Source organism: Pseudomonadota bacterium (genome assembly GCA_011049115.1).
In the GTDB taxonomy this organism is placed as follows: Bacteria; Desulfobacterota; Anaeroferrophillalia; order Anaeroferrophillales; family Tharpellaceae; genus DSCM01.
Map to the genome: position 1 here is coordinate 14,667 of DSCM01000002.1, position 13,498 is coordinate 28,164.

At 51.6% G+C, this 13,498-nt stretch carries 9 protein-coding genes and 1 riboswitch; all 9 genes read right to left on the bottom strand.

Annotated elements, in window-relative coordinates:
* Positions 1–102 precede the first annotated feature (102 nt).
* The 9 genes from ENN66_00200 to ENN66_00240 all read right to left on the bottom strand — a co-directional run bounded on the left by ENN66_00200 (position 103) and on the right by ENN66_00240 (position 13,414).
* The gene (locus ENN66_00200) at positions 103–597 is read right to left on the bottom strand and encodes a PaaI family thioesterase (protein ID HDS15059.1); all 495 of its coding nucleotides are present in this window, start codon (positions 595–597) and stop codon (positions 103–105) included.
* A gap of 166 nt (positions 598–763) precedes the next feature.
* Positions 764–1,690: a dihydropteroate synthase gene (locus ENN66_00205; GenBank protein ID HDS15060.1), complete on the bottom strand. Its 927-nt coding sequence runs from the start codon at positions 1,688–1,690 to the stop codon at positions 764–766.
* A gap of 110 nt (positions 1,691–1,800) precedes the next feature.
* Positions 1,801–3,144: an acetyl-CoA decarbonylase/synthase complex subunit gamma gene (locus tag ENN66_00210; GenBank protein HDS15061.1), complete on the bottom strand. Its 1,344-nt coding sequence runs from the start codon at positions 3,142–3,144 to the stop codon at positions 1,801–1,803.
* A 57-nt stretch (positions 3,145–3,201) separates the two neighbouring features.
* Positions 3,202–3,387, bottom strand: a riboswitch (cobalamin riboswitch).
* Positions 3,386–5,611, bottom strand: coding sequence for a CO dehydrogenase/CO-methylating acetyl-CoA synthase complex subunit beta (gene cdhC, locus ENN66_00215; protein ID HDS15062.1), 2,226 nt, complete (start codon positions 5,609–5,611; stop codon positions 3,386–3,388). (Overlaps the previous riboswitch by 2 nt.)
* 77 nt (positions 5,612–5,688) lie before the next feature.
* Positions 5,689–6,636 (bottom strand): acetyl-CoA decarbonylase/synthase complex subunit delta, encoded by a 948-nt coding sequence (locus tag ENN66_00220; protein HDS15063.1) that lies wholly within the window; start codon positions 6,634–6,636, stop codon positions 5,689–5,691.
* A gap of 221 nt (positions 6,637–6,857) precedes the next feature.
* Entirely contained in the window at positions 6,858–7,610 is a 753-nt protein-coding gene (locus tag ENN66_00225; GenBank protein ID HDS15064.1) for a carbon monoxide dehydrogenase, read from the bottom strand.
* Between the two features lie 102 nt (positions 7,611–7,712).
* Positions 7,713–9,686, bottom strand: coding sequence for a DUF4445 domain-containing protein (locus tag ENN66_00230; protein HDS15065.1), 1,974 nt, complete (start codon positions 9,684–9,686; stop codon positions 7,713–7,715).
* A gap of 191 nt (positions 9,687–9,877) precedes the next feature.
* Positions 9,878–11,659: a formate--tetrahydrofolate ligase gene (locus ENN66_00235; GenBank protein HDS15066.1), complete on the bottom strand. Its 1,782-nt coding sequence runs from the start codon at positions 11,657–11,659 to the stop codon at positions 9,878–9,880.
* A gap of 360 nt (positions 11,660–12,019) precedes the next feature.
* On the bottom strand, positions 12,020–13,414 hold the full coding sequence (locus ENN66_00240; GenBank protein ID HDS15067.1) for a CCA tRNA nucleotidyltransferase: 1,395 nt from the start codon (positions 13,412–13,414) through the stop codon (positions 12,020–12,022).
* Positions 13,415–13,498 lie beyond the last annotated feature (84 nt).

Genomic DNA, 13,498 nt, shown 5'->3' on the forward strand with positions numbered 1-13,498 from the left:
ATGAATTTTGTTTAATTCGGTGATGTTTTAGGGCTATGAAGCTAAGACTCAGATGCATATTGCAGGGAGTAAAGTTTGTTAATCAAAGAGAAGTCATGATTGTCAAGTTCGAAACAGCTCTTCCATCTCCTGCATGAATTCTGGCGGAATAAGTCTAAGACGTGCAAACTCATTGTTGTCAAAGAGAACAAAATCACCTTCACCGCTGCAGCAGACAATGTTATCTGGGTCCCTGACTTCTGCCTTAAGCCTTAAAACTTTGTTTTTACGGGCTAGAATCTCCCCGTAGACGGTCAGTGCCGTGCCAATAAAAACCGGTTTTCTGAAAATTATATTGATATTCTTGGTTAAAATAAAGCCTTTTCCGAAGTGAATCGCCGTCCAGGACATGGTTTCGTCAAGAACGGTTGCAAGTATGCCGCCATGTACCAAATTATGCCATCCTCGGGTATAATCAGGGAGTGTAATTAATGATCTCAATCTTTTTCCATTGGTGGTAAAAGTCATTTTCAAGCCGCAGCGATTTTCGGTGCCGCAGGCAAAGCAAAGTCTATCTATATTGGGCAGTGCAGTCCAAGTTTCTGGGTCAGCCGTCATTTTACCCTCCAAGTAGAAGTTCAGATGTCAAGGAAAAAGAATTGCGTTTGAGCCCTCAAGATGGCGAAAGTAGAAAGTGTATTGATATCTGGACTTTAAATTAATAAGGGCCGCTTATTTAGAAGCGGCCCTTATCTTGGGAGTAACGCGATTTAAAATTGGTGGCTTATTTATACCAATTCTTGTTGTACTTTCCAACTAGATCTTCGATCCAGGAGTGCGAATACAGGACCTCACCCATCAGACATTTGATGCTGCGATAGTAAACCTGCATTTCCGTACTCAGGTTGTTGGAATCAACATCGCCACCTTCCATCATCGTTTTGGTTAATTCCTCGACCTGAGGAATTTTCCCTTTGCATAGAGCCATCATTTCAGTATCGTAAGCATCCACAATGGAGGAGTAAATTCCAAGATACATATGCATGGCCTGATATGCACGATTCAGATATTGACGCAGTTCCGTTGGGGTCCCGTTGGAAATGTTGGAAAGACCACAAGTTGACTTAGCTCCGGGAGCAAAATCAGGAATCAGGGGCAGAAACTCTAGAAAAGAGGCAACCTGACCTGGGTCAACGCAGACCGGTAAAACAATCGGGTCAATATACATTCTTTCGGCAGGAATATCATATTCCAGGGCCTTATTGTAAATTTCCGCTGCACACATCCCGCGCTCGTTGACATCGCGTGGAATACCTTCATCGCTCAGCGTCAATGCAACAAACTGACAACCGTATTTTTTTACCAGCGGCATCCTGTCTTCAAGGCTCTGGGGCTGCGCGGAGATTGAATTCAGAATACAGGACTCTGGTCTTTTCGAGGCTTTAAGTCCGGCTTCAATAGCAACCGTATTGGTAGTGTCCAGCGCCAGCGGCAGATCGGAAACCTCTTCCACAGTCTTGACCAGCCAGGCCATCATTTCGTCACCGGCTTTACGCGCCGGTCCCAAGTTCAGATCCTGTACATCCCCACCGGCTTCCATCTGTTCAATCGCCATCTTCTGAATCGGCTTGGGATCGCGCTCTTTGATCGCGGGCCCGATGGTTTTGGACATGATGTTAATGCTTTCAGGTATGGTAATGATTGATGCCATATCTTCCTCCGCAAAACTGCTTTTTATTGAATGATTCAAGGGCTAAAAAGACAGGTGCAGGGTGTCTCTTGACTCCCTGAACACCTATCTTAAAGATCGTATTCTCGTTTTTACAGACCTTTCAAGAAAGCGGGAAGGTCTGACGCTTCACGGGTTCCGATAATTACTTCCCAGTCACTACCAAGTTCTTCCTGGAACTCACCGGAAAGCTGTGCGACATAGCCCGGGATAATGATTTTACTATGGTTGATTTTGTCTCTGATGCCGCTCTTGACGACAAAAGGAGCCATTGCGTCGGCCACAAATTTTCCTGCCGACCAGGCGGTCAGAACCGACATTCCTTCAACGTCCATGATCAATAACCAGGTTGGCACCCGGCTGGCTTCGATTTCGGCCGCAACTATAAAATAAGTCAAGGCAAAGTTGGTGGTGATGATTACTGGAGAGTCGGGACCGGGCTTATTAATTTCGTAAATGCCTTCGTCCATCACCATCGGCCGTTGCGGGTCGGTGTAGATGTTAAGGCGCTGGACCAGCAGGGGCAGCATTCTTTCCTTATCGACGTCGCTCATGACAATTATGCCGGCATATTTGGCGATCGCAATATTGGCCAGCATGGCTTCCATGTAGGGATCGTCGGTCATGTCGCAGACAAAGTCAATGGTGGGGAAGCCCAGTTCCCGGTTTTTGGCTTTCAGCGCCGCCCGTCGTACCTGGACATCATTATAAAACATGGTCTTGAGATCTTTGGCGCCGCAGTCAATGACAATATCCTTAATTCCCGCTTCAACGATTTTGCCGGTAAAATTCGAAACTTCTTCAGGGTTGGCGCCTTTGGCGACAACCGCGGCTCCGGTTTCCTTGGCAAGAGAAGCCATCTTTTCACAGTTATCGGCGGTTGCGGCATAGAGCAAGGCGCCTTTTCCGCTGGCTGCCTTGGCGCCGGCTTCAAGGGCGGCAAAGTTATCGCTCATCAGAATCAGACCTTTACTGGTGGCCCCGAGAGCTTTTTTTACCAGAGCTTCAAATTTACCAACGTCACCACTGCTGTTGCGAATGGCCAGATAGTCAGGTGCCAGGGTCAAACCCACGCGCTCAAAACAAACATTGTTAAGATTGCTGATCTTGGCGTCGATTTCTGCCTCAGGCATGGTATCGCTTATCAGGCAGGCAATTCCGGTTGCGTTAACAAAGGTTTTTTCATGGCGATACATAACCAACTCTTCGCCGATTTTCTTGGCATTCGCACCACTGCCGATAGTGACGCCGCGAATTGGAGGCGCAGAGGCTTCGCTCAGGATGGTTTTTGCCTCATCCGAAACATATGGGCATTTACTTAGTTCCGCTTTGCCTCCGGCCAGGGCCATGGCGAAAGCCAGACAGGTCGGGCTACCACATTCTTTGCAGTTGGTCTTGGGGAGCAACTTAAAGATTTGTATTCCAGTGAGTCCCATTCAGACTTCTCCTTTTGTGTTTGTCCCCAACTTCATCTTTCGCCGCGTACTAGCATCGTTGAGGAACACTGACCGGTCAGGTCTTCTGGCTTCCGGATCTTCCATCTAGCTCTCCTTCCCAGGTTGCCCCAGTGGTTTATTGAGTAGAAGTCCCCGGTTACAGCGGCGGGCCCGCTTCCGCTTTTAACGGAATTCCCTGTGCCGGCAGTGTTCGGTTATTAAAATTAATTCAAAAAATTTTTTACATCATTTCCATCAAAGAATCCATCTCCATGCAAGGATGTCCGACTTCGGTCAGGAATGCCATGATGCTTTCTTCATCGGTGCCGTTTTCCTCGGTGGCGATCTTGCTGTAAAGATCAGGCACCCCGGCTTCCGCCGCGCGCACATCGATCATTTCCTTCAATGATTCTTTTAAGGCTTTCGGCATCCAGCAGAGACGCTTGATACCGCCTTCGGCCGAAATAAATTTTTTACTCCCGATATAGAACTTGGAAATTCCGACGAATCCAGGGGTTTGCAGGCCTCCACCGACCGAACCCGCCAAGGTTGAAAAGGCCATTCCGCAGGGTGTCTCTCCGGCATAATCGCGGTCGACAACCATGACGCCGTTCGCGGCGAAAAGACAGGCGGCAATCGCCTCGAAGCAGCCGCAGGAAGTCATCGGATCAACCATGATTGAATAAGCGGCAAATGATTCAAAAGCGTTACCGGAAGCCGGACGTACGAATTCATCGACCCCTTTCCATTTACCAAGTCTGGCGTCTATGACATCGCCTTTGACAATCGGCTGGTTCGGACCGTGTTCATTGATCTCATAAGAAGCCCGGCAGTCCAGCCAGTTGTAGGCGCCGCAGAGCCCCGGACGTTCCGGGGTGACGACGCAGACGTGAGTCGGAGCAAAGGACTGGCAAAGGGAACAAGAATAATAGGTTTCCGTGGTTTCGTCATTCATGTCGGCGAGACGGTTGTCGCGTTCGGTCCAGGTTTTGCGAGCGACATCGAGATGTTGTTTGACGTCTTCTTCGTTGGTGAAAATCGTCACCTGAACCTTATCCACGATGGCACCGAACTCGTTATGCATCTTGGCATGGAGGATCGTACCAAAATGCTCAAAAGTGAAGCCGGATTCGACGGCCTTTTTGGAAACCCGCATCCAGACGATGTCGCGCTGTCCGATGTGCAGAATTCCTTCAGCGCCATTCAGCAAATGATGGCACTGACGCTCCAGAATGGGTTCGAAGTCCTCCTGGAATTTACGTCCCGCCAGCTCAATCCAGATGCCGATAGGCAGCAGGCCGCCGGCTTCGATATCCTTGATGTTGGGGCCGACGACCTTGAATTTCCCGTCCTCGACCTGGTCGAGTGGTTTGGAGTAGGCAAATTCAAAGCCCATGGATTTGGGTCCGCCGAGCTCGACGTACATGGCGTCTTTTTTGATGCGCTCGCCCTCAAAGGCTGGACCGTAGGACATCGGAATATCGATTTTGGTGATGTTGATCTTCAATCCGCGGACTTCGATGCTTTTGGCGACGATTTCTTCCTGCGGAATATTGGATACCACATGTTCATAGGTACAGATACCGGTCGGCAGGATTTCCGGAATATCGGTATCGGCAATTGCCGGGTAACCCCAGTTGATGGCTCCGGCGGCGGCGGCGTACTTTTCATCATCGATTTCATCAAGGGCAAGCACGAAGGCAAAAATGCGATCCTTACTGTACTTGAGAATGCCTTTGTAATCCCCGGCGGCCTTGCCGCCAAAGGTCAACGCTGCTCTGGTGGCGAAGCCCAGGGCATGAATCGCCGCCGAGGTATCTTTGCCGAAACTGACGAGACGGGTGTTCCAGCCTAACTGAACCCCACCCTCTTTGAGCTGTTCGGCAAAGGAAATGCCGGTTTTCGGGTTGTGTCCGGCCATGAAGACATAAATGCTTTTCTCCTGTAATTCTTTAGCAATCTTAACCGCGGTCTCGACATCTTTGGCGGCTCCGACGACGGCGGCAAAGCCGGGAGCGGAACCGTCAACGAATTCGACCCCGCGTTTCCGCAGAATAATATCATCCGCAGCTCCGAGCCAGATGTCCGCGTCGGTATCTTCAGGATCTTCCTTGCTTGGCAGATATGGGCAGTTTTCAATGTATTTGAGCGCTTCTTCCATGTCGAAAGCAAAGGCCGTGGCCATGCCGGCGTCGAGGCCTGGGCCGAGATACGGCAGCCATGCCGTTTCCGTCGGCAGCTCGGGCAGTAATTCACGACATCGGGTTAGGACCGGAATCATGTCACCCAGGGTTGAAACCTTCATGCCGCCGATACCGTAAACAACGGGCAGGTAGTAAGCGGTGTTGGGCAAGGCCACCTCTTTGTCGGCGCCAAACTTTTTGATCGCGGCATTGATTTTACCTTCAACCCGGTCCACCACGGCATGGGCGCCGCGAATCGCTGCTGTAAGGATTAATTTAGACATATCTTATTCTCCTGTACGGGCTTCTTGCCCGCCTTGTAAGAGTTTCTAAATCGAAATCTACTTAATCATAGGCCAGCTTAGGCCAAAAGCTCGGCGATGCAGTTTTCCACCAGTTTCACAGCTTTGGGGTTTCGCATGATCAGCAGGTTGGATCCGGACAAAGCCATGTCCATGGCCGTCATGGCCTCCCAGAGGACGCCGCGTTTTTCCATGTCCGGACCAAAGGCCGGTTCTTCGACTTCAGTCAGTTTGACCTCGCGGGCTTTCCAGCATTCCTTGCCCAGGTCATTAATGATCGGAGCCTGCATTTTTTCGTCATTTTGCGCCAGAGCGGCCAGTGAAATGCGCTCCATTACCGAATAAGAATATTCAACTCCGTAGCCCAGCGCACCGGTCGAAGGCTCCATGATAACCTTGTTCAGGGGCAGGCCGAGATTGTTGATGAGAATATTCATCTGCTTGGCCATGTTGACATCGATCGGACTCTGGGAAACCACAGCGTGACCATAGCCGAGACAGGCCGCGGCGATCTTTTTGTAATTAGCCTCGACGGCGGGCCCGACCAGGAGGTTTTTGCCTTCGTTGACCTGGCAGACTTTAGCCAGGACTTCAGCGTCTTTTTCAACGTTGCCGGAACCCCAGACAATCAGGGGAACGTTGATTGCTCCGAGCATCTTTTTGACCAGATCCGCGGCGTAGTCGGCGTTTTTATTCTCGCCGTTGGGGTCGGTTCCCGCCAGCTGCAGACAGATCGCCGCGGCGCCATATTCTTCCACGTTCTTTTTGGCCCAGGCAATCGGGTCGTTGATTACGTCTTTAAAGGGGTCGACCACGGCGGCCGCCCATTCGGGATCGACCACGTCATAGACTTCCATGGCCACAATGGGTTTATGGGGGATCGCGCCGTCAAAGGTACCGAAAGGCATGGCCGCCTGACCGCCTACTGTGAGTGCATGGTCACCGCTGCCAAAGGTCAGGGTGCCCATTTTCCCGGAATACTTCTCTGTCTGTGCTGAAAATGCCATCAGATATTCCTCCTGTTAGAGTTGGTGGGGTTGATGTTTCTCATTGCTTTATTAAAAATCATTAGCTTTGATTGATGCAGATCTTATTCGCATGCCATGGTGGCGGGGTGAAAACGATTTGTCAGAGAACACAGATGCTGAAACTGTACATTGTATATTTACGAAGCGCGGCACTATAATCACATTCGAAGAATTATTTCAAGAAAAATTTCGCCTTGTTTTTAATAGGGAAATATTTCGGCCATAATTTTATTGATCTCGATGCTGGCCGGGGAGTCCGTCGGAAGCTTGATCGTGGCCTTGCCTTCGCGATCAAATTCGGCAATCAGAGGATCGTCGGGAATGACTCCGGCCAGATCTATGCCGATTTCATTGATTAATGCGTAGGCTTCGTCAACCAGCTTGCCGTCACTGGCCCGGTTAACGATCAGGGCCAGGCCTCCGACCCGAAGCCTGAGCTCTTCAACCAGTTCCTTAATACGTCCGGCGGTGCGGATGCCGCGCAGACTGGGATCGGAAACCACCAGCAAAAGGTCAATGTCTTTCATCAGAAGGCGACTCAGGTGTTCCATGCCGGCTTCATTATCGATCACCACATAATCGTAATCCTTGACCATGAAATCGATAAACTTGGTACACAACGAATTGGCGTAGCAGTAGCAGCCGGCGCCCTCGGGACGACCCATGGTCAAAAGATCAAACGTGCCGGTCTCTACCAGCAGGTTCTGGATATGGTATTCCATGTAAGCTTCTTTGGTCATGCCGGTGGGAACTTCGGTTTTCATGCCTTCGCGGAGCTCGCCGATGGTGCCGGGAATTTTGACGTCTAGGACTTCTCCCAGATTGGCGTTGGCATCCGCATCAACCGCCAGGATCGGCTTCATTCCCTGTTCCGCCATCCAGCGTAGAATGAGGCCGATCAACGTAGTTTTTCCGGTTCCGCCCTTCCCGGCGATAGCGATGGATTTTCCCATTTTATGTTTCCTGACTTAATTTAAGGATTGTGGGGAGGCATTGCTTTCCGCCCGGTTCACTTGACTACCGCCGGACTGGCATCTTACCGTCGTCACGTCAAGTTACCGCAGCAGTTTCATGGTCTTCGGAAAAGCTTTACTGTCAGTATGCGGCAGAAATTGGGCCGCGACATATTCATCCATGAATTTCATGTTGTTGGCGAGTTCGATATTAGTCATCATTTCGGCAACCCGGCGGGCTTCACTCATCATTTCCCGGGAGACTGAAACCAGGCGATTGCCGAGCAGGGCGCCGTTGCCGGCAAACATAAATTTATCGAGTTCTATCTCCGGTAACAGCCCGATGGTGATCGCTCGTTCCAGATTGATATATTTGCCGAAACCGCCGGCTATAATAAAGCGATCAAGTTCAGAAAAGGTCAGGCCGACGCTGTCCAGCAGAATCCGGCAACCGGCGTAAATCGCGCCTTTGGTTCGAATAATATTATCGATATCCCCTTCGGTGATCGTGATTTCAGCAATTCCTGCAGCGCTTTGCTCGGCATCGGCAAGAATGAATTCCCAACCGCTTTCGCCCTCACGGATGCGATTGCCAGGCAGATCGCGTCGGAACTTGCCGTTTGGCTCAATGATCCCGACCAACAGCATTTCCGCGATAGCTTCAATAATCCCGGAGCCGCAGATGCCTAAAGGCTTTTGTTTGCCGATCGTCAGCAGCATCGGTTCAAAGGTTTGCGGGTTGATGCGGATCTGCTCAATCGCGCCAACCGTTGCCCGCATGCCGTATTTGATGCCGCCTCCTTCAAATGCGGGTCCGGCAGAACAGGAGGTGCAGACCAGCCAGTCGCAGTTCCCGAGAACAATCTCGCCGTTGGTTCCGACATCCATAAACAGGGTCAGTTCGTCGCGCTGAAAAATGCCGGAACCCAGGACTCCGGCCACGATGTCCCCGCCGACATAAGAGGAAACCGCCGGAAAGGTATATACATGCACATGCTCAGGCAGCTTCAGGCCGAGGTTGACCGCACGTACCGGAGGAAAGAAATTGGCGGTGGGAACATAAGGGGCTTCGCGGAGGTATTTAGGGTCAATTTCCAGAAAAAACTGGGTCATTGCGGTATTGGCTGCAATGACCAGATGTGAAATCTGTTCCTTGGGGATGCCACCGGCGCTTATCAGATTGTCAATTATTTCATTCAGATCGCCGATAATGACCCGATGCAGATCCTGCAGTCCCGTTCCTTTTTGGGAGTAAACGATGCGACTGATGACATCCTCGCCGAATCGCACCTGCGAGTTGTATTTAGCGTCGCTGGCAACCAGTAACTCGTTGTCGAGGTCATTGACTACCGAGCGGTTCTCGGCTTGCTGGGAGGCGTTAAGATTAAGAAGCTGTCCTTGAACCGTAGTCGTGCCGATATCGATAATGATGGAATAGTTTTTATCTCTGGTATCGCCTGCTTCGATATCAATCAGTTTCAAACCTTTGGGGTTATAGACGATGGTTGCCGTAACCTGCCATTGCGCCTGGCGCAGCAGGTTGCCCAGACGCCGTAAAAGAAAATAGTCGGTTGAAATGTTTTCAAGCTGGTGAATTTGTTTCAGTTCTCGCATCAAACGGCCCAGGTCGCTCAGGTTGTCATCCGGGGTCGGAGGCGGCATCTCTATGTAATATTTGAATACGGCGGGGTTTATTCTGACGCCTTTGACCAGGGTGTTGATATCCCGGGCCATCAGGGTATGTTGTTGCTGTCCGAGATTCTTCTTCAGGACGGAATGGTCAATGCGGGATTCCGGAGGAATCATGATTACCAGGTCGTCGGTCACTTTGGTCAGGCAGGCCAGGCGATAGCCCTTTTCCCAGTCCGCATGGTTAATTTTGGCGGAAGTATCGCTTTCGGCCTTCCCTTTTTTAAGGATGACCCTGCATTTGCCGCAGGCTCCGGTGCCGCCGCAGGAAGCGTTGATATGGACGCCAGCCGCGATTGCGACGCGGAGCAGGTTTTCACCGTCCCGATAAACGTCGACGGTCTGGTTGTCGGGTTCAAAAGTGACCTGGTGGATAGGTTCGGGCATCGGCTTTTATAATTGAATTAAGGCAAGGTAAAAACTCAGATATCGCAGAGTTGTAAAAAGGGCTGGGTGTGCGGCGGCGCCCCACCGATCACCCAGCCTTTCAAGACTTGATCGACCGTGGTTTCGAGGCCAGGCCACGAAACCACGGTCTTATGGAACAGAACGGAAAAAGGACAGGTGTCCTTTTAAGCCTAGAACAATCCCTTTACCTGACCGGTCTTGGTGTCTACATCTATCCGACGGTAGGCAGGATCGGAAGCCGTTCCCGGCATCAATTTGATGGTTCCGGCCAGAGGTACGCAGAAACCTGCACCCTGGTAGATAAGGACGTCGCGAATCGGAAGAATGAAACCTTTCGGGCGGCCTTTCAGAGTCGGATCATGAGATAATGAAAGGTGGGTCTTGACCATGCAGGTTCCAAGTTTGGAAAGCTCAGGATCATTTTCAATCATTTTGATCTTCTTGAGTGCTTCATCCGTGAAGGACGCACCGTCGGCCCCGTAGACTTCGGTGGCCAGTAATTCAATGCGTTTCTTTAGTGGCGTGCTGTCTTCGTAAAGAAGTTTGAAGTTGGTCGGCTCATCACAGGCAGCAATTACCGCTTCGCAAAGCTCTTTGGCGCCTTCGCCACCGAACTGCCAATGTTTGGAAACCGCACAGCGAGCACCGGCTTTCTCGGCCTCTTCCTTGATTACCGCGATTTCGGCGTCGGTATCGGTATAAAAACCGTTAATGCAGACAACCGGATTAATGCCGGCCTTCTTGACGGTTTCGATATGAGCCACGAGATTGCAGCAGCCGGCTCTGACCAGGTCGATATTTTCTTCAACATATTCCTTGGCCAGTTTGCGGCCGGGCACGACTTCGGGACCGCCGCCGTGCATTTTGAGGGCGCGAACCGTGGCCACGATGACCGAACAGTTCGGGGTCAAACCGGAGAAACGGCACTTCAGATTCCAGAACTTTTCGAAGCCGATGTCGGCTCCGAAACCTGATTCGGTAACCACGTAGTCGGCCAGCTTGAGGCCGATCCGGTCGGCGATAATGGAGGACTGGCCGATGGCGATATTGGCGAAAGGTCCGGCATGAACCAGCACCGGCTGGCCTTCAACTGTCTGCAGCAGGTTGGGGTTGAGGGCCTTGACCATCCAAGCGGTCATCGCACCGGCGACGTCCAGATCCTCGGTGGTTACCGGGTTGCCGGCCTTGCTGTAGGCGACAATGATTTTGCCGATGCGGGCGCGCAGGTCGGCAAGATCCTTGGCCACGGCCAGGATCGCCATGATTTCTGAAGAAACGGCGATGGCGAAGCCGGATTCCATGACCATGCCGTCAAGGCGGCCACCGAGGCCGATGACGATGTTACGCAGGGACTGAGCACAGAAATCGATGATCCATTTTACTTCAACCCGATTGGGGTCGATGTCGAGACGCTTGAGCCCTTTGCTGGCCAGGAAAGCGTCACTGTTGTTCTGCTCGTGCTGCATGCGTGAGGTCAGCGCCACCATCATCAGGTTGTGAGCGTTCATGATGTTGTCGATGTCGCCGGTCAGGCCGAGGGAGAATGGGGTCAGCGGAATGGTCTGGGCCAAGCCGCCGCCGGCGGCGGAACCCTTAACATTGAAGGTCGGTCCACCGGAGGGCTGACGGATGGCGCCGACGACCTTTTTGCCGAGTAGGCCAAGTCCTTGGACCAAACCCATGCTGGTCGTGGTCTTACCTTCTCCCAACGGGGTTGGGGTGATCGCCGTAACATTGACGTATTTGCCGTCGGGCTCATCTTTAAGGCGTTCGAGAACCTTCATGTAATCGATTTTGGCAACATACTTGCCCATCGGAATGAGTTCTTCGCCTTCAAGGCCTAGCTCGTCTGCGATCTCGGTGATCGGTTTCATTAACTTTTCTTCGGCCAATGCGGCAATCTGCCAGTCGGCCAGATTGGGCGCGTCAAATACGCTGAAATCTAATCCCATTGCTTCTTCCTCCTCGGAAATTGAGTTTTGCCGGTCATCTCTGGCCGGTCTTTTAAAAGCTCTCACCAGCGCCGGGCTGGTGGCAAAAAAAAGGCAGCGAACCTCGAAAATTAAGGTCGTTGCCTGGGTGCATTCATCCTTTCGTAAAAGATCTCAAGCTTCATAATGGCTTTTTGTACAGTTAGCTGTCGGAGCTATAAAAAATTATAAAAGACGAGGCCGCCGTTCAGCAATGGTCTGGAAGAGATAAGGCTCCAGTTGCTTAAACCAAACCGCGGGGCTCATACCCTATTGTATATTTTTTGTCAATCATTTTTAGCTTGAACTTGTCGTATATATAATTTTGTATATTCCGGTCCGCTAGTTTTCCCCTGCCCTCAGCAGCTGTTGGACCTCAACCAGAGCTTCCTGGCGGTCGGTGATGGTTCCCGACAACTGTTTTTTATGAATCATTCGCAGAATGGTCCCGATGGCTGGGCCTGGTTGCAGGCCCAAAAGTAAAAGATCTTTGCCGGTGAGCAGAGGTTTTATGAAGCGAGCCCGTTCTTCGCTGTAAATCGTTTTAAGTTGCCGCCAGAGTCTGAGCAGCTTTTCTTGGCGGGCTGAGGAAGCTTGTCCCTGCGTTGCTTCGAGGTCGGCAAAAGCGAGCACCATGAGTAGTTCGAGGTCATCTTCGAGCTCAAAAATCAGCTGCCGCAGGCTTTTAGCTTGGGACTTGTCGGGGTCGGTCAGTAATGGGCGCCGATGATTTTCGATCAGGCGGGCAAGGCGTTTGAGTGATGTTCTCCCAAGGGCGAAACCGGCCAGGGTTTCCCGGGCGAGATGACTTGAAAAACCTTCATATCCGTAAAAATGTACCGCACCGCAGTCGGGATCAACGGTTCGGGTCAAGGCTTTTCCGCAGTCATGGAACAGCGCGGCCCATTTGAGCAGCGCCCGATTGTCGGCGGAAAGCGGTTTTATCTGCAACGGATTTTCCTCGCATAATCGGTCCAGGGCCGCGATTGTCGCGAGGCTGTGCTGGAAGACATCCGGATGGTGGTGATGGTTCTGGGGTAGTTCTTTCAAGGGTGCCAAAGGGGGTATGATTTCGCATAAGGCCCCGGCTTTGTCGAGTTCCTGCAGGGCGCATACAGAGTTTGAGTGGCTGAAAATGTGGTGAAACTCCGGGGTAAAGCGTTCCCGGGCGACTTGTTTGAGCGAACCAGCCCCATCGCTCATGGCCAGGCAGGTGGTTGCGGTTAGTTCGGCTTTAAATTCGAGCATAAAGCGTACGGCTCGGACAATCCGTATGGGATCGTGCGTCAGGTTCTTTCGCCGGACGCAGTTAATGCGCCCGGCCCGCAGATCCTGCAAACCAAAGAAGGGGTCGTGGAAGGTGTTTTGGGCTACATCCCAGGCCATGGCATTGATCGTGAAATCGCGATGTTCCAGGTCTTCATTCAGGTCATTTCCCTGCAAGGGTGCCAGGTCAATGGTGAACTGTCCGCTGACTAGCCTGCGAATGGTCTGTTTCTTGGCCCCCAGGGTTATAAAATGTCCCTGCCCAAGGCGCTCTAGGATGGAGTTTTCCCAAAAAATAAGCTCGGTTTCGGGGATGACAAAATCAAGGTCGCTGATTTTTTTGCCATACAGCAGGTCACGCACTGCGCCGCCGACCAGATAGATGGGTTTATGCTGTCGGCGGGCAATCGGGCCCAGATCTAGGATTTGGGGAACTTGTTGTGAAAGTCGGGAGATAAAATCGGCAATCATGTCCTGGAATACTCCGCAGGGCTGGTAAAACGTAAAACTCAAAAGCTGGCTTTTGCCGTTTCCGACAGGCACTGCATATCATTG

Excerpts from the sequence above, each read along its gene's own strand:
- ENN66_00235 (HDS15066.1), bottom strand. The coding sequence starts at position 11,659 with ATGGGATTAGATTTCAGCGTATTTGACGCGCCCAATCTGGCCGACTGG.
- ENN66_00225 (HDS15064.1), bottom strand. The coding sequence starts at position 7,610 with ATGGGAAAATCCATCGCTATCGCCGGGAAGGGCGGAACCGGAAAAACT.
- ENN66_00220 (HDS15063.1), bottom strand. The coding sequence starts at position 6,636 with ATGGCATTTTCAGCACAGACAGAGAAGTATTCCGGGAAAATGGGCACC.
- ENN66_00205 (HDS15060.1), bottom strand. The coding sequence starts at position 1,690 with ATGGCATCAATCATTACCATACCTGAAAGCATTAACATCATGTCCAAA.
- cdhC (HDS15062.1), bottom strand. The coding sequence starts at position 5,611 with ATGTCTAAATTAATCCTTACAGCAGCGATTCGCGGCGCCCATGCCGTG.
- ENN66_00240 (HDS15067.1), bottom strand. The coding sequence starts at position 13,414 with ATGATTGCCGATTTTATCTCCCGACTTTCACAACAAGTTCCCCAAATC.
- ENN66_00200 (HDS15059.1), bottom strand. The coding sequence starts at position 597 with ATGACGGCTGACCCAGAAACTTGGACTGCACTGCCCAATATAGATAGA.
- ENN66_00230 (HDS15065.1), bottom strand. The coding sequence starts at position 9,686 with ATGCCCGAACCTATCCACCAGGTCACTTTTGAACCCGACAACCAGACC.
- ENN66_00210 (HDS15061.1), bottom strand. The coding sequence starts at position 3,144 with ATGGGACTCACTGGAATACAAATCTTTAAGTTGCTCCCCAAGACCAAC.